Source organism: Photobacterium salinisoli (assembly GCF_003614885.1).
GTDB classification, from domain to species: domain Bacteria; phylum Pseudomonadota; class Gammaproteobacteria; order Enterobacterales; family Vibrionaceae; genus Photobacterium; species Photobacterium salinisoli.
Genome location: NZ_QZMS01000011.1, coordinates 1032945 through 1058035, shown reverse-complemented (window position 1 = coordinate 1058035; position 25091 = coordinate 1032945). Strand labels below are relative to the sequence as shown.

22 protein-coding genes are annotated in these 25091 nt (G+C 45.5%); 2 read left to right on the top strand and 20 right to left on the bottom strand.

What is annotated here, in order from left to right; genetic code table 11:
* Positions 1–5 precede the first annotated feature (5 nt).
* From pbpC to D6M16_RS15995, 20 genes are all read right to left on the bottom strand, one after another.
* Complete coding sequence (gene pbpC, locus D6M16_RS16090; RefSeq protein ID WP_120512831.1) at positions 6–2201, bottom strand: penicillin-binding protein 1C; 2196 nt, start codon at positions 2199–2201, stop codon at positions 6–8.
* Between the two features lie 28 nt (positions 2202–2229).
* On the bottom strand, positions 2230–6780 hold the full coding sequence (locus tag D6M16_RS16085) for an alpha-2-macroglobulin family protein (protein WP_120512830.1): 4551 nt from the start codon (positions 6778–6780) through the stop codon (positions 2230–2232).
* A 204-nt stretch (positions 6781–6984) separates the two neighbouring features.
* Positions 6985–8043, bottom strand: coding sequence for a polysaccharide deacetylase family protein (locus D6M16_RS16080; RefSeq protein ID WP_120512829.1), 1059 nt, complete (start codon positions 8041–8043; stop codon positions 6985–6987).
* A gap of 57 nt (positions 8044–8100) precedes the next feature.
* Positions 8101–9291, bottom strand: a complete 1191-nt coding sequence (locus tag D6M16_RS16075) for a tetratricopeptide repeat protein (RefSeq protein ID WP_205576913.1) — start codon at positions 9289–9291, stop codon at positions 8101–8103.
* 180 nt (positions 9292–9471) lie between these two features.
* On the bottom strand, positions 9472–9879 hold the full coding sequence (locus D6M16_RS16070) for a hypothetical protein (RefSeq protein ID WP_120512828.1): 408 nt from the start codon (positions 9877–9879) through the stop codon (positions 9472–9474).
* Positions 9880–10069: 190 nt separating this feature from the next.
* Positions 10070–10648, bottom strand: coding sequence for a hypothetical protein (locus tag D6M16_RS16065; protein WP_120512827.1), 579 nt, complete (start codon positions 10646–10648; stop codon positions 10070–10072).
* A 127-nt stretch (positions 10649–10775) separates the two neighbouring features.
* Entirely contained in the window at positions 10776–11324 is a 549-nt protein-coding gene (locus D6M16_RS16060; protein WP_120512826.1) for a hypothetical protein, read from the bottom strand.
* 6 nt (positions 11325–11330) lie between these two features.
* Complete coding sequence (locus D6M16_RS16055; RefSeq protein ID WP_162941073.1) at positions 11331–12125, bottom strand: hypothetical protein; 795 nt, start codon at positions 12123–12125, stop codon at positions 11331–11333.
* A 73-nt stretch (positions 12126–12198) separates the two neighbouring features.
* On the bottom strand, positions 12199–12984 hold the full coding sequence (locus D6M16_RS16050) for a PA3715 family protein (RefSeq protein WP_120512824.1): 786 nt from the start codon (positions 12982–12984) through the stop codon (positions 12199–12201).
* Entirely contained in the window at positions 12981–13460 is a 480-nt protein-coding gene (locus D6M16_RS16045) for a hypothetical protein (RefSeq protein WP_162941072.1), read from the bottom strand. Before D6M16_RS16045 ends, D6M16_RS16050 begins: the two co-directional genes overlap by 4 nt.
* Before the next feature lie 4 nt (positions 13461–13464).
* Positions 13465–13722, bottom strand: coding sequence for a hypothetical protein (locus D6M16_RS16040; protein ID WP_162941071.1), 258 nt, complete (start codon positions 13720–13722; stop codon positions 13465–13467).
* Positions 13723–13745: 23 nt separating this feature from the next.
* Positions 13746–15131, bottom strand: a complete 1386-nt coding sequence (locus D6M16_RS16035; RefSeq protein ID WP_120512821.1) for a PA3715 family protein — start codon at positions 15129–15131, stop codon at positions 13746–13748.
* 111 nt (positions 15132–15242) lie between these two features.
* Complete coding sequence (locus D6M16_RS16030) at positions 15243–15755, bottom strand: hypothetical protein (protein ID WP_120512820.1); 513 nt, start codon at positions 15753–15755, stop codon at positions 15243–15245.
* Positions 15756–15891: 136 nt separating this feature from the next.
* On the bottom strand, positions 15892–16428 hold the full coding sequence (locus tag D6M16_RS16025) for a hypothetical protein (RefSeq protein WP_162941070.1): 537 nt from the start codon (positions 16426–16428) through the stop codon (positions 15892–15894).
* Positions 16429–16573: 145 nt separating this feature from the next.
* Positions 16574–17221, bottom strand: a complete 648-nt coding sequence (locus tag D6M16_RS16020) for a PA3715 family protein (RefSeq protein WP_120512818.1) — start codon at positions 17219–17221, stop codon at positions 16574–16576.
* Between the two features lie 360 nt (positions 17222–17581).
* A complete protein-coding gene (locus tag D6M16_RS16015; RefSeq protein ID WP_120512817.1) occupies positions 17582–17782 on the bottom strand; it encodes a hypothetical protein in 201 nt (66 codons plus the stop codon).
* Positions 17783–18046: 264 nt separating this feature from the next.
* Positions 18047–18379, bottom strand: coding sequence for a hypothetical protein (locus D6M16_RS16010; protein ID WP_162941069.1), 333 nt, complete (start codon positions 18377–18379; stop codon positions 18047–18049).
* A 57-nt stretch (positions 18380–18436) separates the two neighbouring features.
* Positions 18437–18940 (bottom strand): hypothetical protein, encoded by a 504-nt coding sequence (locus D6M16_RS16005; protein ID WP_120512815.1) that lies wholly within the window; start codon positions 18938–18940, stop codon positions 18437–18439.
* Positions 18941–18970: 30 nt separating this feature from the next.
* On the bottom strand, positions 18971–21145 hold the full coding sequence (locus D6M16_RS16000) for a M23 family metallopeptidase (protein ID WP_120512814.1): 2175 nt from the start codon (positions 21143–21145) through the stop codon (positions 18971–18973).
* A 12-nt stretch (positions 21146–21157) separates the two neighbouring features.
* A complete protein-coding gene (locus tag D6M16_RS15995) occupies positions 21158–22612 on the bottom strand; it encodes a DUF4150 domain-containing protein (protein WP_120512813.1) in 1455 nt (484 codons plus the stop codon).
* A 367-nt stretch (positions 22613–22979) separates the two neighbouring features.
* On the opposite strand from D6M16_RS15995, the gene D6M16_RS15990 reads away from it, so the two are divergent.
* A complete protein-coding gene (locus tag D6M16_RS15990; protein WP_120512812.1) occupies positions 22980–24620 on the top strand; it encodes a tetratricopeptide repeat-containing response regulator in 1641 nt (546 codons plus the stop codon).
* A 128-nt stretch (positions 24621–24748) separates the two neighbouring features.
* Positions 24749–25051 (top strand): membrane protein insertion efficiency factor YidD, encoded by a 303-nt coding sequence (yidD, locus tag D6M16_RS22715; RefSeq protein WP_120512811.1) that lies wholly within the window; start codon positions 24749–24751, stop codon positions 25049–25051.
* Positions 25052–25091 lie beyond the last annotated feature (40 nt).

The following is a 25091-nucleotide window of genomic DNA, read 5'->3' as shown; positions in this document are numbered from 1 at the left end:
GGATTTCAGTGGTGAACCACTATGACTTTCTTGTCGCATTGTGCCCCCTGACAGGCTGTCAGAGTCACCTCTCCCTGGTAATGCGTAAGATTGAGCAGATTGTCGTTAATTGGCTGGTGATTGACATACCAGAATACGTCAGACGATTTTTTGTTACTTTTCAGTGCAATCGCGTTGATCTGTGACAGGTAATAATGCTGGCCATTGTTTACAGACATTATCCTGATGCCCGCTTCAGGCTGCTTCTGCTCAGATGGCGTTTGCTCAGGGAATCCCTGACTCATCATATGTTGCTGCCAGACACTCAATGCCTCGGGCCAGCTATCCGTTACCACAAAATCGCCATGACTTTCCAGCGTCGGCGGTGTCAGGCCATTGCGGGTATAGGCATATTTTTGATACGCGCAGCTGGCAGCTTCTGTTACGGCTTTCGCCCTGCCACCGGGCCAGCAGATCAGCTGCCGCTTCACAGTGGCCGGCTGGTTAATCCGACTGTTGTCTCCGGGTAACTGATCAAACACATCAAACATGATGGGCGCGGCCTGTGTTGCACCTAGATAACCGACAACAGGTGATGAATCCGGTCGGCCGACCCAAACCGCCACTGTGTAATCGGCACTGACGCCAACCGACCAGAAATCACGGTATCCATAACTGGTACCTGTTTTCCAGGCGACTTCACGACGAACCCGAGGCACGACCCTGTCCGGCGCACTGATCGCACTCAGCGTATTAAACATCATCCAACTGCTCTCAGGACTCAGGAGCCTCTTATCAGGCTCAGCCTGCTGATCGCTCACCATATTCAACGCGCTGTATTTACCTTCAGAGGCGAGCGAGCGGTACATTTCGGCCAGCGTCAGCAAATTGGTCCCCGTACCGCCTAATCCAACGGTCAGGTTGGCCTGCTGGTGTTGTAACTTCACACCCGCCTGACGTAAACCCTGTTCAAAGACAGCTGGCGTCAATACATTAAACACCTGAATTAAAGGTACATTTAATGATTGCTTCAGCGCATCACTCGCACTGACGGCGCCCTGAAACCGCTCATTCAAATTCTGCGGCTTGTAATCCGAAAAACGGGTGGGAATATCACTCAGCAGACTTTCGGTATGAATGATGCCGCGATCTATCGCCATGCCGTAGATAAAAGGCTTAAGTGTAGAGCCTGGCGAACGGACCGCCTGAATCATATCAACATGGGCAAAACGGCTGTTATCCTGAAAGTCCACCGAGCCCTGATACGCAAGCACATTGGCTGTTTGGTTATCCACCACTACTACTGCCGCGGAGGAATGTGCAGGCAACTGGCGCTTCACTTTGAGCAGTAAGCGGGCGACCCGCTGCTGAATAACACCGTCCAGCGTCGTATGAATAACGTGTCTGTCCGGATACTGCTCTCTTAGCATGCGACTGAGCAACGGGGCCAGCTTCGTGTTGTCCGGTCGCCTCAGGTCAACCGCTTCCTGTTTTAAATGCTGTGTAGCCTTATCACCCAGCAACCCGCTGCCGTTCAGACGATCCAACACTTTATTGCGCATAGATTGCGCTGTGTCCGGGTATCGGTCAGGGCGGTACAGCGACGGTTTTTGCGGCAAGACCACCAGCAAAGCGGCTTCGTTCTTTGTCAGGTGACCGGCTGTGGTATTGAAATACCGCCGGGAGGCGGCTTCAACACCGGCGATATTGCCGCCAAAAGGCGCCAGATTCAGATAAAAAGTGAGTATCTCGTCTTTACTGTAATACCACTCAAGCTGCAAAGCCCGCCAGAGCTGTTTCAGCTTGCCGGTAATGGAGCGCGCATGCGGGTCAATCAGTCTGGCCACTTGCATGGTCAGCGTAGAGCCGCCAGATACAACGTAACCATTGCTCGCCCATTGCCAGGCGGCCCGGACAACAGACACAGGGTTAACCCCCGGATGCCAGTAAAACCAGCGGTCTTCATAATTGAGCAATGCCTGAATATAGAAAGGATCTACATCAGCTAGTGTGACGTTGTAACGATGAACGCCCTGTCGGTCCCCAAATGAGCGCAGTATCTCACCATCCCTGCTGACAACTACTGTCGCGGGGCCATCCGGGTACAGTGGAGGCAGAGGCCACACATTGTTCAGTACACATACTGCCAGCCAAAAGAAAACAAACCACCCTGCCATTTTCACTGGCAGAGTGGCTTGCAGACTGGGCAATAATCGTTTCATCTGAAATGATTATCCTGAATCATCACTGTTACTTTTCCACCGTGATGGTTTGCGGCGTCTGCCAGTACGCCAGATGTTTTTCCGGACGATACATTGACTCAATAAAGACAGGCGGTACCGCGAACGTGCCCGGCACTTCGGCACGCAGAATATAGCCATAACGGGATTGCTGGCCTTTGCGCATTTCATCGGACAGCACAAAACGATCATTGCGGTATTCCTGATGATCGGCAGCCTTGAGCTCAATACCTGCCGGCAGTACCCGTTCAATCGGCAAACCTTGGTTCAGCGCCGGGTTTTCCAGCACAAAACCGGCCGGGATCTTATCAACCAACAAAGCGTCATTTACGCGCTCATTTAATGCGACAGTGAGTACCACAACAACCCGATCCCCCACTTTCACACGGTTAGACGCCAGAGGTTCGCCTTTCATGGTATAGAGTTTGCGCTCTACCTGCTCGGCATCCAGAGTATTAAACCGGTTAGCTTCATTAGCGATCCCGCGATTTAACGTCTGATAGCCTTCTGCCAGCACTTTGACATACACAGGCTTGTCATCCAGATTCTGGATTGTCATGTCACTTGCCAATGGCTGACTGAACATCCCAGTCTGGCTCACCGCATTACCGCTGAAAGACAGATTGAAAATCTGGTCGCGGTTTGCTGCGTTGGTCAGGGCAGATGCCTGTACCAGGGCTGCACGTTCCTGCGTGCTCATCCAGGATGTATTCGCCAGCTCGATCAGTCGCTCGAGATACTTTGTCTGCAGTTCCAGTGCGATGTCTTTGAGTGAGTGATCACCGCCCATTTCCTGCAGTACAGTTACCGATTTCGCAACATCACGCAGGTTCGACCCGTAATCGCCGAAGTATCTGTGCCTGCGGTTATAATCCTTGATGTCATCGAGCATGTCTTCCGCCTCATCACTGGCACCGACGTTGGCATAGCTGGCCGCCATATGCAGATAACTGAGCTGGGTCGGCAGGCTCGTCAGTTTCATGCTGTCGAGATCACTCCACTTCAGCTTGCCCTGCTTGCTCATCAGGTAAGCAGCATAGGCACGCGCCACTTTGGCTGATTCTGTGTCATAGGCCAGATTTCGGGTCACGGATTCATTTCGCACATACACCATGAGGCGATTTGAGGCTTTACTCAGCATAGAAGCCGGTACCACCTCCGGGAAACGTTTGTCGGCCACGAGCAGAAAATCGGTCACGTAGGCGCTGAGCCAAGGATTTTCCCGCCCGCTGCTGTCCCACAATGAGAAACCGCCACTATTTTTCTGCATGGTTTTCAGCCGCTGCACGGCTTTTTCGATCAGCTGTTTGTCTGTCGATGGTGCATCGCTTCCGTCATCATCACTGCCATGACGAGACTGATGGGCCTGCGCTTTGAAACGCTGCAGTTCTGGATCATCCATCAGAAATGGCCAGGCTTTGCTGGTGGTTTGTTCGGCACACCCGTACGGATACCGGAATAGTCCACGTGCATGTTCCTCGGTATTCAGTACCGGTGTCCGGCTGAAGTAAGCGTGCCCCATGCTGCCACGCACCACATCCAGGCCAGACCAAAGCTGCTCGCTGACGTTGTATGTCTCTTTTGAATCCAACAGCACAGACTGCGCCTGTGTCACCCAGGGCATGACCGGACGAACCGGAATCCCCCATGAGCGATCAATCGATATCTCCTGGTTGTTCACACTCAGCGTCAGCGAAGCGCGGTCGGTGATAGTGGTATCTGACACACCAAAACGATAACTCTGGCTCCAGTGTTCGCCATCTTTCAGCACCAGTTCAGTCGCTGGCTGCTGGTTGAAGTTCAGTGTTTCTGAGCCCGTAATCGCCACTGACAGTGTCTGAGAGTGACCACTCACATTGTGAAGATCAACGGTAACACTGGATTGGTCGCCAGGTACCAGAAAGCGCGGCACACTCAGTTCAGCCACCACAGGGGCGCTGATGGGTTTATCCAGTACCGCTTGCCCGACTTGCGAGCCGTTAAAGACGGTCGCCACAATCTGTGCTTCGCCGTTGTAGTCCGGAATGGCCATGTCTACCACCGCTTTGCCGTCTACCAGTTTAACCGGCCTGGTCATCAGAATGATCGACTTGCTTTCAACCAGACCGTCATTTTTGTTGTCTGTGTCTTCGTTGGCATCACTGCCAAACCGCGACTGTGCAAACGGATCGGGCCGCAGATCATATAAACGGGAATACATGTCGATGACATCTGCACTGTACCGGCGCTGACCAAAGAAATAGTCATGCGGATTAACCGGCTTGAACCGACTCAGATTGATGATCCCCTTATCGACCATAGACAGAGTGACCCAGGTATCGCCGCCCTGCTGGGCATCAATGTTGTCGACAGTCACGGGAACAGAAAGCGTTTCTGAGGGTTTAATCAAATCGGGCAGATCCAGCGCAACATTCAGTTTTCTGCTGCTGCGATCCAATTTAAGCGGTGTGATACCGAAGTAGCGCTTGGGTGTCTGTCCGTCTCTTCCCGTCAGTGTGGTGGTCAAAAAGACATCGTGACGGGCCAGCGATGCCGGAACAGGTACAGTCACAGTAACCTTGCCTGCCTGAACCGGATAGCTTTCCGACCAGACAAGCTGATCCGCTTCCAGTGTGACCAGCAGGCTTCCGGACAGAGGCGCAGTCACAGTGAATGTGGCCTGCCCGCCGGTGGCATAAGCCGGTTTATCCGTTTGGATCACCAGATGATCCGGTTTGGCTTTCAGCTGTTCATTACCCTCATACCAACCAGCATAAAAACTGTAGCTGGACGACACACCGGTTGAGACATCCGTTACTGTCAGCAGATAGTCGCCCCACTTGGTGGAAAACGCCAAGCTTTCCGGCTGCTGACCCACCTTGATTCTCTGGCTCGATACACGCTTCCAGCGTTCCTGTTTTTTGCGCTTCCAGCCAATGCCATCCTCATAAACCCAGTAATAGGGCCCCTGGTCATAATCCATGGTGACTTCCAGTTCACCGCTGGTCAGTGATTGTCCATCGGCACTAAGCAGTGCAAGCTTGAACAAAGCATCAGTATTGTATGGCACAGAGACAAATTCAGGTTTAATGCCGGGAACCGGCTGGTTTTTCCAAGTCACGTAACTGAGCTTACGCTGTACTGCTGCGCCGCCCGACTCCAGCAAACTGAAATTGGCCACGGTTTTGACCGGACTTTTTATCTGTTTCGGATCAGGCGTTGGGAGATTGACGGTTAAGCGTCCTTCTTCCGACAGGGCGGCCTCTTTCAGTTCCTGATAATTGGCATCCAGCGTAAAAGGCACGCCGACAGCATAATCGTCGAACTTGCCCGGAATATGAGTGACGGGCGCATAAGTCACCGCCGATTTTACTGTATTACCAGCCGCCGGGCTGCCAAAAAGATAGCGGCCATTCAGCTCAACCTTATTCGCCTGGCCCGCGAACACAAATGGCGCGGCGTTTTGGAATGTCAGATCCATACGCTCAGGTACAAATTCTTCGAACTGAAATGACAATTCGCTTATCGGGTCTGGCGCGGTCGGATCTAAACGGACTTCGATACGGTATCGCCCGGTTTTCCAATTTGCTTCTGTCTCAAGCTGACGAAAATAATATCCCTCGGCCTGAGGCTGTAATTGCTCCTTTAAAATTTCTTCATTCCAGGGGTTCACCACAGACAAGGAAACGGGTCGCGAAGATAATGCCTTGCCGTCTTTATCACGCAGCAGAATGTTTACTGGCAGGCTCTCACCGGGTTTTACCAAATCGCGGTTACTGTAGATATAGGCTTCTGTCGCCTGATATTTTCGTCCGCCAACGGCACTGTCTGCCAAATCCAGCGGCGCTTCTCGCAATGGCAGAATCGCTATTTCTTCTTTCGCCGTTCCGTTATCATTGCGGCTTGTCACCCGGGCGATCACAATATCTTTGCGCTGAGTCTGGATATCAAAACGGGCAACCCCGTGCAGATCAACAGGCTGGCTGTCGAGTAAGGTGTTGTTGCGGTAAATCTCTACCACACCTTGTGTCAGCGCATCGCCTGTTGAGAGCCTGGCAAGGCTAAAGGCGGCCTGTCGGGTATTGATTCTGGCCTGAATACCAACATCGGTAAGCAGCATATGCTTGGCTTTCACGCGGTAAAACGTTCCTGGCGCTTTAATCACCACTATGTACCAACCGGCATCCAGGGAATGCGGGATCGGCAGTCGGGCTGGAGTCTGGACGTCTTTCTCGCTGGGCGGCAGTGTATAGCGATCTGAAAACACACTTTTATAGGCATGCTTAATATTGTCCAGATCATAACTGGATAATTTGTCCTGAAGATAATGCCTGTTCAGCAATTGTCCCGGCTCCGTCACCTGTAATATCTCGATATCCACATAATCAAGATTGATAAAATTAACAGGAATTGATTGCTGACTGGATTGCGGAACCAATGGCCCGCTGCCAACAAATAACACATCCGGTGTTTGCTGTGATGTTTCGTTATTCGTTTCCGCATAACTGAATAACGAAAAGAGCGACAGACACAACAACAGCCAACCTTGCCGCCATTGCGCTAAATTAATTGATATAACCATAAATTATTATTCTGTCCTTACCAACGTGAGTCGTGAAATATTGCTTTTATGTTCACTATGCACATTATTCTATCGCGACCTGAATAAACAATGCTGCGATTAATAATAAAAACGACCACTGCTCCGCAAATACAAAGCCGATCCGCAGAAATCAGTCATGAAGATCGATAAAACGCTGGCACAGTGTCCAGCGTCATTCGCTGTTTATGTACACGACCGCCATTTCAGCCCGGCCTGATGTACCATGCTGTCAAGATCATTCAACACAACCGTCGCGTGAGGGTGAATGTCATGGAAAAGCACTATCCCCTTGCGCCATAGCAACATCAATGTCATGACACGATCCGCAACCTGCCGGGATGACAGACGGGCATTCCAGTCCTGGCTGTCAATCGTCCACAGATAAACAGGTTTGCCCTGACGTTGTAACCACTGTGACAGCGCCAGGCTTCGCATACCATAAGGCGGGCGGAAGCCGGAGTCTGACGGCAGGGAAGCCAATTGCGCCATGACCTGATCCGTGCTGTGAATGGAGTCTTTCGATTTATCCAGCACCTTATGTGCATGGTGTCGCCAACCGTGCGAGCCAAGACACTGAGACTGATACCAGTGCTTTTGTTCAGCCGGAACCAGCTTACTCCCCAGCACAAAAAAGTATGCCTGGATGCCTCTGTAATTCAGCTGATTAATCAGTGTCTGGGTGCGCGTGGGGTGCGGGCCGTCATCGTAGGTCAGCAGAAACTCGCCGTCTTCAAAGCGCTCCCCTGTCACCTCATTGTCATTATGAGTCAGAATTTCACTGCTGATGCGGGGAAACAGTGCCGCCAGACGGACCTGCTCAAACAAGTAATAGCGGTAAAACTGCTCACTGGATTGACGCCATTGGCTGTTAAAAACCGGCAGGCGTTCATCCGCGATCCTGACCAGATCGTCCCAATGCTTCACTGACTGATTGTGAGAAGCCAAACGATACCCTTCCAGCATTCGCTGCTGCGTTTTGGTACGCCATGTTACGACAGAGTCAACACTCACCTGCTTCACACCGGTAAAACGAGAGATGTCCTCTTCGCTTGCCAGAGGTACTTTCGCCATGACATGAACAAACTGCAGTATCTCTGCGGCAGAAGCACTGTCAAAAGCCGCTTGTGAGTGGATTGCTTCAGGCCATAAGTCTCTGTCTGTTGTGGCAACTTTTTCTGGCCCGGCGGCCTGCGCCCAGCAAGCACACAAGCTAAGAGCTAGGACAAAATGTGTCAATCTCATAACGTCATCCAAAATAAGAAAAACGCCCGTCAAAGCAGGCGTTTTAAGGCAAGGTCATTATTGAATGTGTAATTTCTCTTTCATGCGTTCAATCCCGCTCTGGTATGCAGAATGCTCGCGAAGACGTAATGCCGATTCGAAATTATCCAAAGCACTTTGCCACTCAGAAGAAGCTTCATAAATGCGGCCAATATTGTAGTAAGACCCGGCTTTAATACGATCAGCACGGTTACCGGAAGCCAGTTCAATCGCCTTTCGGTTGGCCCATAATGCTTCAGCACGTCTGTCTAGTTTAGGATAAGTCACACCCAGATTACTGTATGCCTGGCTGAAATCCGGATTGAGGTTAATGGCATCCTGAAAGTAATACATGGCAGCCAGATAATCTTTTTCCTGATAGGCTTTTTCGCCAGCCGTATTCAGGCGTTTTGCCTGAGCGATCATGGCATTTGTCACCAGACTGTGCGATTCAAAGGAGTCAGCAGCCAGTACGCCAGCCAGATGGCTGTTGATGTCCTTGTTTTTAACTAAAGACAGGTACTGATTGATGTCGTGGAAGGCACCCTCTCCATCGATGCCGAAGACTACCCAGCTATTGGCACGGACATCATTACGAACTTTGTAACTTCTGATATGCGTTTTACCGATATATACATCGACACGCGCGTTACTGGCAGACAAAGCCGTCGACTCATTACGGTTGCCATTTGAAAAGTCGCGTACCATATAGACATATCGCTCGCCCTGTTTCTTTTTCACCACAGTAATAGTTTCAGGACCATAAGATGAGGTGTCATCAACATCCAGATGAGTCTGATCACCTTGCTTTTGGGAGAAATACACATGGTTGCCCGGAAAGACCAGGTGAGAATCCAGATCCGATGGTGAACTGCCCCAGGTTAAGACAACTCGCAAACCATCCAGATTCGGCATTTCCGGAGATAACGCATAGGTAAAGCCTTCACAAGGGCATTTTACAACCAGCGTCGAATAGCCTTCTTTTTCAATCAGCATGGTCGTATTCAGGTCGTCAACAAGCTGAGCGGTATCCGCTTTGCCCTGTGCGTTGGTTTTCACTCTCACAGAGTTTTCACCGGCACGCTGCCAGGTCACGTCGGCATCCTGGATTGACTGGCCTTTCACGACGGCGCTGAGTACCTGTACTTCCCCAGCAGTTGCCACTGAAGAGATGAAGCCGATACAAGCTGTAAAACATGACACCTTTAGCCAAGAACGTTGAAACATCATTATTATTACCTTCCGTTGATTTCAACCCTAAAGGCGACATTTCGTTGATGATATTTAAGGTATTACTTGATAAATCAACAGGCAGCTTTGGTTTGTTTAATACATGATGACAGACAAACTCTTGGTCACGCTCCTAAATTGAAAACAGGTGCTAGAATTTCAAAGTCAAAAGCAACAACCTCATTTTTTGAAACTTCTGATATGATCAGCGAATTCGGCCTGTTTCACTTGCGTCAAAAACTCCTTACATTCTAAGTGGTTTTCTTCCCTTTTCTCACCGGTCGATATCATGTAATGAACAACTGAAATTTCTTTTAACAGAAATGAATAATAATTTTCTTCATCAAGATACACTGAAAATTCATTGTAACGATTCACTTTAACGTCGGGAGACGACAATCGTTTTTCAGCAACTATGTCTCCATTGTGTTTGACCGTTAAATTATCGCCTTTTATCAATAAGTCGACGATCCCGCCATAACCATCATCTTCACCTTCATCATCTGGATCGTAAGGATAAACATCCCCAACCTCGTGACTATCATCACAGTGGAATTGAAATGAATATTCATTTTTATTGAACTGCATACTTGAACTTAGATTAGCGACTAATGCAGACAGAATAACCAGTTTAATCGCTAATCTCCCTTACGGCATAACTTGAAATCATCATATAAAACCATATACAACATATTTATTGGATAACAAGCACTGGTAAACACCACGATTGTTATTACAGAAAAAAATTGTACCCTCTTAACGATTAACTTGAATATTGTCAATTATCTAAGATCTGTTCTTTGTCACAGCTACTTATAGCTAAATTTATTAATTCATCTTTCTGGTAAATCTTTTCTGGACTATAATCTGATACCAGTAAAGACCATTCGTTAATCTCGTTCAACTTATCCAATCTATCATTAATCACATAGATTAAATATTCTTCTTTATTATCATTCACAAACCTTGTTGTCCATGTATTTCCACTGATTCCTATAGAATATGGCGACAATTTAGAAGTGCTGTATTCTAACCTTCCTTGCCAGTCAGATAACTGGAAGAAGCCATTGATCACTGACTTTTTACTTAAACTACGGCTGAAATCATAGCCTTTAGCAAGCAAGTGATTCATCAAATCATTGCCATCAAAATCTGGAAAAAGTATGTCATCCTTTTTGATGAGATCGCCATTGTGACAATTAAAGACCCAATCACCACTATCGACATATTTATCGCCAGATACTGTCATACCTAAGCCTAAATCAGCAACGTAGTCATCTTCGTGTAAGAACGATGAAATACCAACTACAATTAGGCTCATGAATACAACGGCATACTTTTTCTTAATGGCTATCATAAGCACTAACCTTTATTCACTTTCATTCTTGAATTTCAACACATATGCTTTGTAGAGAATTCGGAGTAAAAAACAAGCATGCAGACACTTAGGATTTCATCAAGTAATGCGAGAAATTGTTCACAGCTCAATTCAGACAACGCTGTTTAAGCGCTTCAAAAACTTCCTGGCTTAAACTTTGCCGGGTCATCTCGGAAGTACCTGCATTTCGCTCATAATCAAATGTCACATGTTGGAAGCTGCCATTTTTCGTCAGAATCTGAATTTCATACTGAGTATTGCTGATACGGTGCAGACCGCACACCAGCTTTCGCCGCGGGTTCAAGTGTAATCCATTCATTTTCCAGTCCGCTTCCTGAGAAAACAACCGCGCTTTCGGATGATATAAAAACACTTCAGATAACTGATTGGCTCCCAGGTTATCGTCAATCACCAAATCAGGATGCCCGTCAAAGTTGATATCCAAAAAGCGGGCACTGTAATCCAGATACTCAATGTCGTGGGGCACCGGGATGGATTGCATCCGCCCATCAGCAAACTGAACGCTGACCGCATGCTCACCAATCTCGACAGACCTCACCAAAGCCACCGGATTTTTCCCGGCTGTGGTTTCAGACCAGACAGAAGCACTGAGCATCAAGCTCAGCACAGTAAGTAAAGACTTCATTTGCTTCATGGTGAACTACCTGCATGCCGCTTCGAAAAGCAATTGTGATTGCAGACTGACCCGAAGCTGGTGCGCCTGCGAATCAATCTGGTACTTGTAACGACCGCGCTGGAACGATAAGTCGATAGCACCGGGACTGGTCAACGTTTTTGCCACTGTGAGTTCCTGCGTGCCCGCTTTAGAAAACCTGTAAATCAACGCCTGATCTTGCTCACGGAAACAAACGCTAGCCACACGCTCACGCCCGATGTCACACAGATAGACATAAGTTTCCCCAGCCAGACAGCCTGCGTTGGTGACATGCCCGATACGATTCAATAAAGAAAAATTTTGCTCGTCAAAGAGTTGGGCCGGAGAATATCGGCTGACATCCAAAGGCAAGTTGTACAGCATGGATAAAAGATTCACATCCACTGAGGAACGAATCCGGTCCAGCTCCACAGCCAGAGATTGCCAGACCTGCTGTTCAAGCATTCGGAAATCTGGCAGGAATGGATGCCGGGTGAAAGACACTTGTGCAGCAATAGCAAGCGGACCGGCCGTATTGATGTAATAGCTGGTTGAATACTTGCCCCGGTCATGCACCACAGTCAGTTTTTGCAGTTGATCACTGTCACGATACACCGCCTCTGTTTGAACACCGCCACACCAGGTTCCCCATAATTGCGTTTCAAGCACTTGCCCCTGTGAACTGAGCTGTATCGCACAATAGGGTTCGCCATTGTCGCGGCGGTTCTCTGTGTGTATATCAAGGGCTGCCGCCGGAGCTGACAACAGCACAATGCCCAGCCAGAAGATACGTAACATCATCCCTCGTCCCCGAATTCACAGGCATCAAACAAGACTGGCAACAGGCAATCCTGTGCGCCTTCTGTCCCGCAAATCACGGCCATGCTTTAAATCCCTGATAGGCTTTTCCGTCAAATTTCAGCGTCTGTTCAAAACTCCAGGCTTTTTCATAAACATCTGAAAAATATTGATCGCTCATCTTATCTTTCACTTTTGTCGCCAGTTTTAAATCACGGTATCCATGGGAGATTTTATTTCCGATATTGATATAGACTTTGGCCTGATGAATCGGGACAGGCTCATCGGTCACTGAAAAATGGCCTTCCTGATTCGTCCAGTAATTCATCGGCAAACTTTTCAGTACAGGCTGTAACTTTTCCTGCTCGCGCACAAAGAGCGTCATATAGCCAGACGCCCCACCCTCTGCATACCGGGAAGCATGGCCTATATCTAACCGAACCCCGAAGGCTCTGGTGTCATCGTTCAGGTAATAACGTGCGGTATCCAGCCAGATCTGATCACTATCAATCCGAATTCCCCCTTCATCGCCAACTGAACCGGTATAAGCAGAAACCACCTTATGCGTTGTTGTATCAACCAAGACAACGCGCCAGAGGTACTGAGATGAGTCATCGAGCGGATCCATAAAACGGCGCTGAAAATATGACCCCAACATGATCTCTGGCTCTCCCGGTAAGCGCTTACAAGCAACCGAGCGGAAATTATCTTCATTCCACTCAGAATCATTCTGATTGCGGGCATCAGACGTCAATACCGGCATCATGGCATTACTGCATAACTGGGTTTGCGCGGCCTGTGCCGAACCCGCCCACACCGAAAGAAAGAGGGAGGCAGACACCATCAATTTCAATCGTTTCATGATTCATTGACCTTCAAAGCTTGAATGTGCTGGTAGAGCGCAGTCACCCGCTTGATATCCGGCACATACTCGCATTCCAGAAATGCATCCTTCACGGTATCACCTTCTGTAAACACGTGATTCACCAAAAGCGCCTCATCATCGATAAAGCTGAATGTATAATAGTTATATTCTGCAGTTGCTATTTTCAGAAAACCTAAGGGATCCATGGTGACTGATTCGGAAGTCACCTTATTTTCGACGGCCAATGCATCATTTCTGTAAATCGAGGCATCCTCACCGGAGACAATTAATTCCACTTTCCCACTATAACCATCTTCCATCTCATAGACTGGATAGGTCCCGTACTCGTTGGTAATATATTCGCCTCTGTGCAAATCATCACAGCTCAATTCAAACTCAAACAGATTGTCACTGCTGCCTGCTTGAGCAACGTGAGAAAACAGCAGCATTGCTGAAAATATCAATTTACTCATTTCATTATTCTCTATACTCATCCAAATCTTGGTCTTGATTCACCCAGGTTTCAAAACCGAATTCGGCCGGTACCAGACTACGATATTGTGACAGCAGTGTTTCGGTTTCACGATCGTCCGGCACCATCCCGATTGAACTCTGAGTACAAAGAATCATGGGTGTCAATGCCAGCTCAACATAACCTGGGCGACCATATTGATACATCTGCAATTGGTCACGACCACAAATTGAGATCAGCTTCCCATTTGCCAAGGGACACACAGAGCACTCATTGAAGATAAAAGTCACAACTTTGATTCAATATCACAGTAAACACTGCTGATATCAAAAGAATCAAAACCACTTTTCCTGACTTCAGTTTTTATTTTGCATTTTTTAGTCATGTTTTTATATCTCCCGTATTGGTCCATTACAGGCACATTCCAAAATGAATGATCAATATGGTTAAACATTGAAGAAAACATTTCTTCTGACGGCAGTTCATCAAATGCCTTCAGATTCGTTCCATTATATTCGTACTGATACAGATAGTGATTCAATTGTTCTTTTTCTCTGTCGTACAATAAATTCAAACAAATGGCATCATTCAACTGGATACTGTCATTCACGATATTCATGTTGAAGAGACATTCCTGGTTGGTACTGGAAAGAAAAGTAAATCTTACAACTTTCAGATGTCCATCTGCTTTCTCTTCTACAACCCGATATGCATAAGTACTGGCTTTGATGATATTTTCATTCATCATGTTCTGATCAAGATAGAGACCATGGGCATCAATGTTAACACGAGGTTGATATTCACCGGCTGATTCTTCGTTCGCTTCATCCAAAAGAGTTGAACCAGATTGGCTCTCTGAAACTTCGTTCAATAAAAATCCACCCGACGACGTTTCATATCGTTCACCATTGAACTGAACCACATGATTGACGCGTTTCTTTTTTTCTTCTGACCCTCTTTTGGGATCAAACGTAAAATCCTCTACTTTATCCGAAAGTCGAATGTCTCTGTACCCATTCGTTTCCGTATTCAGTAAATGCAAAATGGTGTGAACGGTTTTCTCTTGAATAACACCTTCATAGCCATTGCAATGATCGCCTTCGACTAATCTCCAAGAATAGGTTGGCATGTTTTTGAGTACAGGAACAAGTTTCTCTCCTTTCTGGACAAACAAAGTTAAGAAATCATTCTCCAGAAAACCTGCGCATCTCGGTTTATCCCCTGTATGTAAACGCACTCCTAATGCACGTACTTCATCGTTCAAATAATATCTTGCTGTATCCAGCATGATGCTATTCTCATCGATGCGTGTATCGCCTCCTTCAACGATGACATTTTTGTAGCTAGCGAGTGCTCGCTTGGTCCTCCGGTCAAGCAGTAACACACGCCACAAATAATTCTGATGTCGCTCAGTTTTATGCTCACTCCTGATATATGAAGCAAACACAATATCTTCATGCTGCGGATGTGTTTTACACTGGATCGATTCTATATTGCCTCGGAATTCACTATCGTTGTCATCCTGATATTCATGAATCAGACTCAGATCGCTTTCCTGACACCCAGAACCTGACGCAGCATAGACGCTCATGCTGAGGATAAGCAAGGAGGATGTCACGATAGTTCTTACACACAATTTGATATCATTTTTCTGCATTTTATCTGTACTCATCTAAACTATCGATTCAAAGCGATATAATATCTATTCTTTAGTCAAGTCACTGTTGAATAGGGAAAACTTAGAAATATACTCTCCTGTTAGCACAACTCTCTTTAAGCATTATCATGGTAATTGATTAAGCTTAACATTATGTATATGTTCAAATAATTTTTCTGTATTTCCAATCGTCGGTGTGTTTGGACACTCAAAAAAGAAATCTTTAAATGTTTCATCATATTGTATTAAATGTTGTATCAAAACCAAATCTGTACGACCTAGATGAAAAGAAAAATATTCATCATCCGTTTTTGATACTTTAATTCTAGATGACCCTATCATTTCAACAGCATTGGAAGTTAATTCATCATTAATCATCAGCCCATTATCTTTATAAATTAATATTTGGTCATCAGAAATAACTAGTTTTACTTGACCGCTGTACCCATCATCCATTTCATATTCGTGATATGCTCCAATCACCGAATCAACGATCATTTCCCCCCGATGAAGATCATGACAAACCAGTTCATAGCTAAATTCTTCAGTTACAATTCGAGCTTCAGTACCCGCTGAAAAAAACGAAATAATAGACAAGATAATATAGAGAGTTTTCTGGTATATTTCATTCTTATTCATCTATATCTCCACTTCCACATCTGACAATATCAATTTCGACTTTTATTTTATTATTGTAACCTGTGATACAAAGAGCATCTTTTTTGATAAAAAACACATGCACACTGGAATCCTTGTATGTAACCATACATGAATATCAATAAGGATTTTCTGGGGTTATTTCAATTTTCTTTTGAAGTATTGCTTCTAGTAGTGTCCCCCAATACTTCTGATAGGCTTCAAAATTTGTTTCTTCCAGGCCATTCATACATTCGTAAATACTATATGAATGTTCAAAATCCATCCCCCTAGTGACATTGTTAGTGTTAATTATATCATCATAATTATCAAAAATGATTTCCCAATCATGCTGTCTTAGCATGGTCTTTGGGTTATAAAATGAAAAGTTAATTAACACGTAAGACTCTGAAAAATGTTGAACAATTGCATTGATCACAATACCCTCTGAAGGCTTCTTAAGACTCGTATTTATGAGTGCTTTTTCATTACTCTTCATAATAAAATTATCACCTTCAACCTCGATATGATAATTTCTAATCAGAGGTTCATTGATAACTAAATAATTTTCTGGATATTCTGGGTGATTTTTAGGTGCGACCGTAATACCTAGCTCTTGAAAATCATATTTGGTTTGATATGGTGCAAGTCTAATATACTGGCCTTGTTCACTCACAATGTCTTGCGTATAGTCGATCTGACAATCAAAGCTGAATGAATTATATGCATATGCTCTCAATGAACACAGAAGCATCAATAGATATAAAGCTGGTAACCTGACTTTCATTATCTAACGTTCTCAAGACATGATCAGTAACGGATCATCGATAAAAATGACCATCAAACTTCAGTAGCTTATTGCGGTGAATGACTTTCAGTTGCTCATCCAGCACCTCATCCCGTTCATTTTCAATTATTTCTCTACGTTTTACTAGTAAATCGAAGAAACCATTTGTTTTTGTTTCTTGTACTTCAACGGATGAATTTACTATCTGCTTGATGACTCTTTGATCTTCATAGCAAGTATTCCCTTTTAAAATAAACCAATCTTGCATTGGATAATCAATCAACACCCGATTCATATTATTCTGGTTTTGAACAAATAAATTGAAATACTGATTCCTGCCACCTGTAGAACAGGGGGCTGTATACCCAACATTCAATATCACGCCAAATGCTTTGACGTTATTATCAAGATAATATTCATGAGTGTCTAATAAAATTGGATCATCACCGACTGCAATCTCAGTCTCTTCCTCTATGAATCCTGAATACGAAGAATCAATACGCTGCTCATCTTTAATTAACAAAACTCGCCAATGATATAAATCATATTTATTATCTTTCTCACTGAGCTGTAAATATGAGGCTATTGTATAGGCACTATCGGATGTTTTTTTACAGGAGTACGCTTTTAACTGATCTTTGTGATGCTCCCCATCATTTGAATGAAATGCATCATTTTTCATCAATTTTACGATTGCACCCGAACAATGTTTATTGTCATTAGCAAATGAGTAATAACTTGTAATTATAGTGAAAATTATGAATACGCATTTTATAATCATATCTTAAATCAGTTAACTCCAACTGGTAATACCACTAAACCAACATACTACTTTAAATCAGCAGATGAATACTAACCTCTGATGATTTAAAGCAGTTCAATATTAAAAATCTCAATTACCAGTCGGACTGCATTTGATTTCCTCATTAGGTAAATCTATGCTACATTTTTGCTCTGACCATGGACCTGCGACATAAAAAACAAGTTAGCTCCATCGAAATTTATTTCTGTTGGATATATTGTTGGATAGTCATTTTCTAAATTAAGCTGACTGGGGAACATCTGACAGTATCTTTTCTTTATTCTCTACTATGATGCATGGATGATCAACTTTTATATAAATAGCTCCTATTTCTTTCGCATTGGAAAATGCTTGCCATTTTTTATAATAACGGTAGTTACTTATATCATCTGCAAAAGATTGCACAGAAAAAAGCAACACTAAAAAATAAAATCCTCTCATTGCAAATAATTCCTTCTTTTAATAAACCTTTCTCGACCAACTTCGAAATCAGATTTTTTTTACAAAGTAGGTTCCAGGCAGCCTGACAGATGAAATTAATGGAAAACTAGCCAATAAATCGCAGCGTTACAACCAATAACCTCACTCTTTAAAGCTTCTTATATGATCAGCGATTTCAGCCTGTTTCAATTGTGTCAAAAAACTCTTACATTCTAAGTAGTTTTCTTCCTTTTTCTCACCGGTCGATATCATGTAATGAACAACTTAAATTTCTTTTAAAATAAATGAATAATAATTTCCTTCATCAAGATACACTGAGAATTCATCGTAACGATTCACTTCAACGTCTGGAGATGACAATCGTTTTTCAACAACTGTGCCGCCATTGTGTTTAATCGTTAAATTATCGCCTTTTATCAATAAGCCAACGACGCCACCATAACCATCATCTTCACTTTCATCATCTGGGTCATACTGATAAATCCCCCCAACCTCGTAACTATCATCACAGTGAAATTGAAATGAATATTCATCTTCATTTACCTGCATGCCTACACTTAGATTAGCGACTAATGCAGACATAGTAACTAGTTTCATGCTAATCTCCCTGACGGCACAAGTCGAAACCCTTACTATCTGGTAGATACATATAGTTCACTTAAAATTTATTACATCTCTCAAGTACTGATTTATAGCGTTTATTTCGTCAATTGAATGATGATGTTCACATTCAAAAAAAACATCTTCTACTGATTCATCAGTATTCTTTTTAACATAATTTATCAAAGATAACTTTTCATTAAAATCAAAGATGTAATAATGTGTATCATATTCACCAAGAATAAACCCTGAACTTCTATCCACCTTCACCAAGCTTGAGTTGAGTGCACCCGATAATGATAGTTTTCCATCTTTAGTAATTGTAAAACCATCACCTATTATGCTTAAACTGACTGTTCCATTATATCCATCCTCCATCTCATATTTTGGATATGTTCCAAATTTATCTGTAATATATTCTCCTTGATGAAGATCATTACAATATAAGTTGAATTTAACCCCATTAATTTCTAAACTAGATTCTGAGTATGACGAATATATAGCAGCAATTACTACGAGCATAAAATACAATGGATTAGTCCTCTTTGAATAAAACATACCCCTTCCTTATAGTCATAAAATCAATCATCAACCAATATTTCCGCTTGGCTTGAATGCACTATCTCCATAATGTCCAATATATGCCGATTTACTTACCTCTTTTTGTAGCTTAATATCAGCTTCTGATTGATCATCATAGTATTTATAATCTAAAAAATATCCTGGGTTAATTTTCGTATAAGAATCACGATACTTATGCTCTGTCGAAACTTCAAAATGCAAATGTGGCGCACATGTACCAATTGACTTAGTACCTGAAACACCTGACTTAGCAATTATCTGTCCTTTTTTTACCTTATCACCTGCTTTCAAAGGTTTTCCTGTTTCAGGATTGATACCAATTGATTTGAGATGCATGTATGCAAAACGTAATCCATTGTCAATATTTACATCCTTTCCTATAGTCCCTTCACTTCGATCCGATAATTCATGAACTTTATAATCTAAACGTTCACTCCATATTCTCTGCACGAGTTTCTTATCCGTTACCCTTAAAACAATTAAATTTCCGTTAGAATTAGAATGCCTTGTATGCTGAATCTCTGCATCCACGCAGGCATAGACGTTGGTGCCAACTTCAGCAAAAATATCAAGACCTCGATGAGCACCTGCTTTTTCTTTTCTTATGTCGTCCCCAAACAATCCCCAGTAAATACATTTTCCACCACTTTGATAATGGTTTGTACTCATCGGATTTAAGATTGGTTCATGCCAATGACGTTCACCATCCTTAATATTTGAAATCGATAACGGCCAAATATGCCAAACCCTAGATTCAATATTCAACACATTGAGATCAATTTTTTGAATCCACGTGATTTTCTCAATCCGCTGCTGCTCGTGGTTTATAAATTGGCTATATATAGATTCAATCATTTCAGGATAAGGTGAATTCTGATATCCTTCTTCAGATTGATAATAGCTCCTCAGCTTGTTTTCTTGTATTTCACGTCCTTTCTCTATTAGTTTTTTGTATTTAATAGCTAAATCATCTTCTTTGAAATACCACTCACTCGGGTGCTTGGCGATTACTTTTTCAAGTCTGTTAGTGGCGGCCTGATAGAAGGCAACCAGTTCGTTTTCTGAGATCTGGCCGTCGTTATCTGTGTCGATTGCGCGGCGAATGTCGTTGAAGAAGGTGTTTGCCGGCTCCATGACGCCGGTACTGCTGCTGCCGTCGATAACCTGAAAACCATGTTCTTCTTGTCCACCAGCCAGCGCTTTCAGGAAATATTCCGGCGGGCGATCGTTTGAGAACACTTCAAGATGAACGCGATATTCCTGATCAATATTGCCCTGGGCATTTTTCAGGTACTCATACTTACCCAGATAACCCAGGTGTTCGCCGGCTTTGATGTTAATCGGCAGTTCGGGCACCTGGACGCTACCATCAACGACGATGGGCAAATTATTTTCCGGGCCATTTTTGGTGTGCCATGGTGGCATTTGTTTGGTTAACGGCTCAGCCAAATTATTCCAAAACTCCTCCGGATTGGTGCCTTCACCGTATTGCTTAATGGCCAGCCAGACCTCCTGATTCAGCTTCTGATCGGCTTCATTCTGAATCTTAACTTTATCCTTATTACCAACATACTGACCGACGCAGACCACTTTGACCTTAAGAAAGTCATATTCGGTATTTCTAATCTTGTTTTTGGTTACTGTTGCTCGTGAAGGATCAATAAGCTTCAGGATTGAATCTTTAGGCAGTAACACTTTCTTGTCAAAATCTGCACTTCCCGGCTCACCCCGAGAGTTCCAATTCTTTTTCAAGCGGATATAGGTTATCTGACTCGCACTCTCTGCCGCTGTGATCGAATCCTGGATTTCTTTCTGCGATTGCAAATGCATGTAGAGAGAATAGAAAGTATAACTTTCGTCTTCTTTATCCGGGTTCTGGAAGGTATGGCGCAGCAGGCAAAAGTTGTTACTGTAGCTGGAAGTGGTCTCCAGATACTGTGTGGTCGGGTATTCTTCCGCCATGCGATAAGCCACCAGCTCACCGTCGGCCATGGCCTGAACCGGCTGAAAGTGCTGTGCCCAGAATGCAATGCGGTTATTGAAGTGAATGCCGCCGTGCCAGCCACGGCCTTTACTGATGATGTAACGACCACTGGTCTGCCCGTTCAGCAGCACCTTCAGTGCAGACACATCGTTGAACTGGCTACCGTCGACCTGACAGATGGGAAATGCGGTTTTCATGCTCGTGTTACCTTAGTCTGAATACACATCGAGGAACGGAATCAGGCTTTCCTGTCCGGTGTTTGCTGTTGTGAAAACCACAGCTGTCACCTGGCCGACTGTGGAACTGTAACCGGAAACCTGGGTGTTTGTCACAATGCTTTCTTCTGCGTTTTCAATTAGCTGCATCAGCTTCTCACTTAAAGAAGAAAAATATTGTGCAGTAATATCCGGCAGAAGCCGCTTCAGGGTTTTTAAGCCATCTTCATAACGGGCAATCCCTTCCACAATCACGGTGCGGTGCTCGTATTCAGCCTGCAGTTTAATAAAGGTGAGGTAATCGGCTATCACGCCGACAAAATTGTCGATGTACTGACTGAACGACTGAGCGACAGCCTCCCAATCCATATTGCGGATGTATTCGATACTGTTGCCTGTGCCGTGATAGCGTACACCGCCCAGCAAAAAGGCCGGCGGCAGAAATTCGTCCGGCGTGAACAGGGCATCGAGAATATGCCCCTGCGGATGACACAATGGCGCCAGGCTGTGAATCAGTGGCACATAGTGATCGACTGTCTCTGCATCACGCTGAATCCAGTCCATGGCAGACACAAAACATTCGCCAAACACTTTGTGCTGATGTTCGGTGGCGAAAAACGTGGCGCTGAACTGACTTTCAAACCGCACCAGTGATTCAAAATCCGGATCAGAGAAGGTTTCCGACAGCAGCACACCCCAGTCATTGCGCACGCCACTGCGTTCCTGCCAGAACGGCACGCGATTACCCGCAACAGCGGAGCAATAACTGAATAAATCCGGATACGGGTTTTCGGTGTCATTCTCCGGCAGGTTGTTGTAGGGCTGATACGGGTCCTGGGATTCCTGAATATTGAAAATACACAGGGTTTCTTCCAACCCGCTGACCACGGCCTGCCCGGAAGCATCCAGCGTACCACTGCCCAACTCTGCACCGCCTTCATCGGTGACTGTAAACGGCGCATTGGCCAGCGGGGCGCCTGTTGGGTATCGGCAACTCAAGGTGACGTCAAAGGTCGCCGCTTCATCTGGCGGTACTTCGACGCTGGCTTGGGAGACACCCGACAGACACATGGTATTGGCTTTGTTCATGGTCATCATGTCGGACAAGCGGGCAACCCCTTCGCCTTCGAATTTGACGGTTGCAGAGACGGTGACAAAAGCCGCTTCCCCCTGAATCACACCAGAGACGATGCCCTTTTTGTCTCCGCCTTCATCGCCGGTACTGGTCGAGAACTTACTGGGTTTGATCGCGATACTGTTGCCGCCATCCATGGTGACCGTCGTTGTCCCTTCCACCAGATCGGCTGATTTGGCTTCATTGGAATACGGAATCGGCACTACGGGTGGCCCACACTGTGTCATACAGACATCCGGAATATCGGCGTTGGCCACGCCCTCCGAGCCCTGGTGAACAATACTCAACCCATCTGCACTTACTGTTACCGGCATTACCCGTCCTCATCTCATCAATAATCTGACTATTTTATCAACCAGACCGGATTGCTTTCTCACTGGAATTTCAGTGATTAAGACGGATTTCCCTGTCGATTTAACGGTTTAGCCCGAAGTGAGAACCGGATTCCGTTTCTGCCCTGCTGGCTCGCGTGTCTTTTTCAGGTCATTATTCTCGGCTTTTACTTTGCTGCTCATAGCGCAAAGGATGGCCATGAAACAGCCCGGTTATCCAGTGCTGAACCAGGTGAAACAGATTTTAATTCTGCAGTTATGGCGGCTAAGTAGCGTGATTTTCTGAACAAATATGCAACAATGGGCTAATCTTGTCTATGAGTAAGCTCTGTCAGGGAAGGCGAAGCCTATGTTGTTATGCCATCACGCTTTTTTAATCATTGACGATAGCAATACGTCTATCTCGCTGATGCGCTCCATGCTGACCAATGCCGGTGTGTCCAACTCACACATTCAGACCACCACAGACAGCCTGAAGGCGCTGCGGCTGCTGCGAACCAACCAGTACGATGTGGTGCTTTGTGATTACAACATGCAGCACCATATTGATGGCGGACTTATTTTCGATGAAATCAAACATAACCATCTGTTATCACCCGGCAGCGTATTTATCTGTGTGACAGGCGATAACAGCCAGCAGGTCGTGACCCATTTTCTGGAACTGGAGCCCGACGATTACCTGATTAAGCCGTTTCGGTTTTCTGATTTTATTTCGAGGATCGAATACGTACTGGAGCGAAAAACGGCATTAAAAGTGTTGCTCACCGCCATTGACGAAAAACAGTACGAACAAGCTCTGCATCTTGCCTCGGCGCTGGCTCAGGACGTCCCCAAGTATAAAGGCTACATCACACGCTTACAGGGTGACTGCCTGTTGCGGTTGCAACGTCACCAGGAGGCTGAAGCCTTTTATTTACAGGCCTGTGCGGAAACTCAGCATATCTGGCCCATGATAGGGTTTGGTAATGCACTTCAGGGTTTAGGCAAACTCAAGCAGGCAGAGGAGATTTTCCATGAAATTCTGGCAAAACATCCGCACCATCCCAAAGCCCGTCAGGGACTGGCTAACTGCCTGATCAGACAAGACGAACTGCCGCAAGCCTTACAGCACTTTCTGATGCTGCATAAAATCAATCCGGCTAACCCAATCCGGGAGCTGATCATTGCGAACCTGTACGCTCGCCAGCAGGACCATAACAAAGCCGCAACCGGCTATCAGCGTTTCACACGCAAAGTCACAGACACCAGCCAGTACAGTTACGGGGTGGAAGTGAACGCCTCCATCTCACTGCTGCTGGCCAGCATCTATTCCCGTGATGCAAAACACGCGACAAAGCTGATTGATGAAGCCCGTAACGCGCTTGTCCAGCTTAATCAGAAAGCCGCGAAAGAAGATAAACAGCTCGAAAATCATCCCAGTCTGCTGGTTGGACTGGCGATACTCGCCTGTATGCGCGGGGAGATCCAGAATTGCTACAGCATCGCAAGCCAAATTGACATGGATAGCGTAGCAGCGGATGACTTTTACACCGCGCTGAACCTGGCACGTATGTATGGATTTTGCGGTATGCCGGACATGTATGAAGCAGCCATGGTCAAAGCGCGCCAAATCTGCGGCCAGACAGAAGACGAGGGGCTGATGCTCAGCCAGATTGAGCTGCTGAACGGCTTTCAGGATGAAATTTACCAACGGCTGAAACTGGGGGGCGCTCTGGTTAAGAAAGCGCAGTCATACCGGCAACAGAACCTTGCCAATAAAGCCCTTAAACACGCTTATCGCGCCTTTTTCATTGTGCCGTTTCACCATGAGCTGTGCTTTTTAATTCTGGAACTCACCGCGCTTGCCACCCCTGCCGGACTGCAACATGATGAAGTCAATGAGATTCTGAAATCCTGCTACTGGCTTTACTGCCATGATAAACGCCCGACTGAACAGCAGAAACGACGCGCGCTGGATCTGTACCGGTTAGCGACTATGCGGGTGGCGTAATCATGGCTATCGACACCTAAAGTGACGGTGAACTGTCCGAACATTCGCAGAAAGCTCACAATTCACCGCTGATGACCGCCTATGCCAGAAGACAGTCTGATGACACGCTTCGGTAAATAGGGGTAAATATGCGAGTGTTAGCTATCCGGGCAATTCAGGGTTACCAAAGGTACCTTTCTCCTCACAAGGGTTTTCGCTGTGCGTATGCGGCGTTTCACAATGGACCCAGTTGTTCAGGGGCAGTCATCACGATTCTGCAAACCAGCCACTGGACAACAATTGGGAAAGAGATTTCCCAGCAATTCAAAGCATGCAAAGCCGCGTCGTTACAATTACAGGCCAGCAGATCCCGTCGCAAGCGCCGGCGCAAAGAGGATGACATTGATTGGTGCGACCCGATTGCCACGTCTTGTTTATGTTGGTCATGTTAACTGCGATGACTGCGCTTCAGTGGCTTGCTTATTACATCAA

Coding starts and splice junctions, on each gene's coding strand:
- D6M16_RS16020 (WP_120512818.1), bottom strand. CDS start 17,221: ATGAAAAATGATGCATTTCATTCAAATGATGGGGAGCATCACAAAGAT.
- D6M16_RS16015 (WP_120512817.1), bottom strand. CDS start 17,782: ATGAGAGGATTTTATTTTTTAGTGTTGCTTTTTTCTGTGCAATCTTTT.
- D6M16_RS16060 (WP_120512826.1), bottom strand. CDS start 11,324: ATGAAGCAAATGAAGTCTTTACTTACTGTGCTGAGCTTGATGCTCAGT.
- D6M16_RS16030 (WP_120512820.1), bottom strand. CDS start 15,755: ATGAATAAGAATGAAATATACCAGAAAACTCTCTATATTATCTTGTCT.
- D6M16_RS15990 (WP_120512812.1), top strand. CDS start 22,980: ATGTTGTTATGCCATCACGCTTTTTTAATCATTGACGATAGCAATACG.
- pbpC (WP_120512831.1), bottom strand. CDS start 2,201: ATGAAACGATTATTGCCCAGTCTGCAAGCCACTCTGCCAGTGAAAATG.
- D6M16_RS16055 (WP_162941073.1), bottom strand. CDS start 12,125: ATGATGTTACGTATCTTCTGGCTGGGCATTGTGCTGTTGTCAGCTCCG.
- yidD (WP_120512811.1), top strand. CDS start 24,749: ATGCGAGTGTTAGCTATCCGGGCAATTCAGGGTTACCAAAGGTACCTT.
- D6M16_RS16010 (WP_162941069.1), bottom strand. CDS start 18,379: ATGAAACTAGTTACTATGTCTGCATTAGTCGCTAATCTAAGTGTAGGC.
- D6M16_RS16050 (WP_120512824.1), bottom strand. CDS start 12,984: ATGAAACGATTGAAATTGATGGTGTCTGCCTCCCTCTTTCTTTCGGTG.
- D6M16_RS16005 (WP_120512815.1), bottom strand. CDS start 18,940: ATGTTTTATTCAAAGAGGACTAATCCATTGTATTTTATGCTCGTAGTA.
- D6M16_RS16075 (WP_205576913.1), bottom strand. CDS start 9,291: ATGATGTTTCAACGTTCTTGGCTAAAGGTGTCATGTTTTACAGCTTGT.
- D6M16_RS16080 (WP_120512829.1), bottom strand. CDS start 8,043: ATGAGATTGACACATTTTGTCCTAGCTCTTAGCTTGTGTGCTTGCTGG.
- D6M16_RS16085 (WP_120512830.1), bottom strand. CDS start 6,780: ATGGTTATATCAATTAATTTAGCGCAATGGCGGCAAGGTTGGCTGTTG.
- D6M16_RS16065 (WP_120512827.1), bottom strand. CDS start 10,648: ATGATAGCCATTAAGAAAAAGTATGCCGTTGTATTCATGAGCCTAATT.
- D6M16_RS16000 (WP_120512814.1), bottom strand. CDS start 21,145: ATGAAAACCGCATTTCCCATCTGTCAGGTCGACGGTAGCCAGTTCAAC.
- D6M16_RS16045 (WP_162941072.1), bottom strand. CDS start 13,460: ATGAGTAAATTGATATTTTCAGCAATGCTGCTGTTTTCTCACGTTGCT.
- D6M16_RS15995 (WP_120512813.1), bottom strand. CDS start 22,612: ATGCCGGTAACAGTAAGTGCAGATGGGTTGAGTATTGTTCACCAGGGC.
- D6M16_RS16035 (WP_120512821.1), bottom strand. CDS start 15,131: ATGAGTACAGATAAAATGCAGAAAAATGATATCAAATTGTGTGTAAGA.
- D6M16_RS16070 (WP_120512828.1), bottom strand. CDS start 9,879: ATGCAGTTCAATAAAAATGAATATTCATTTCAATTCCACTGTGATGAT.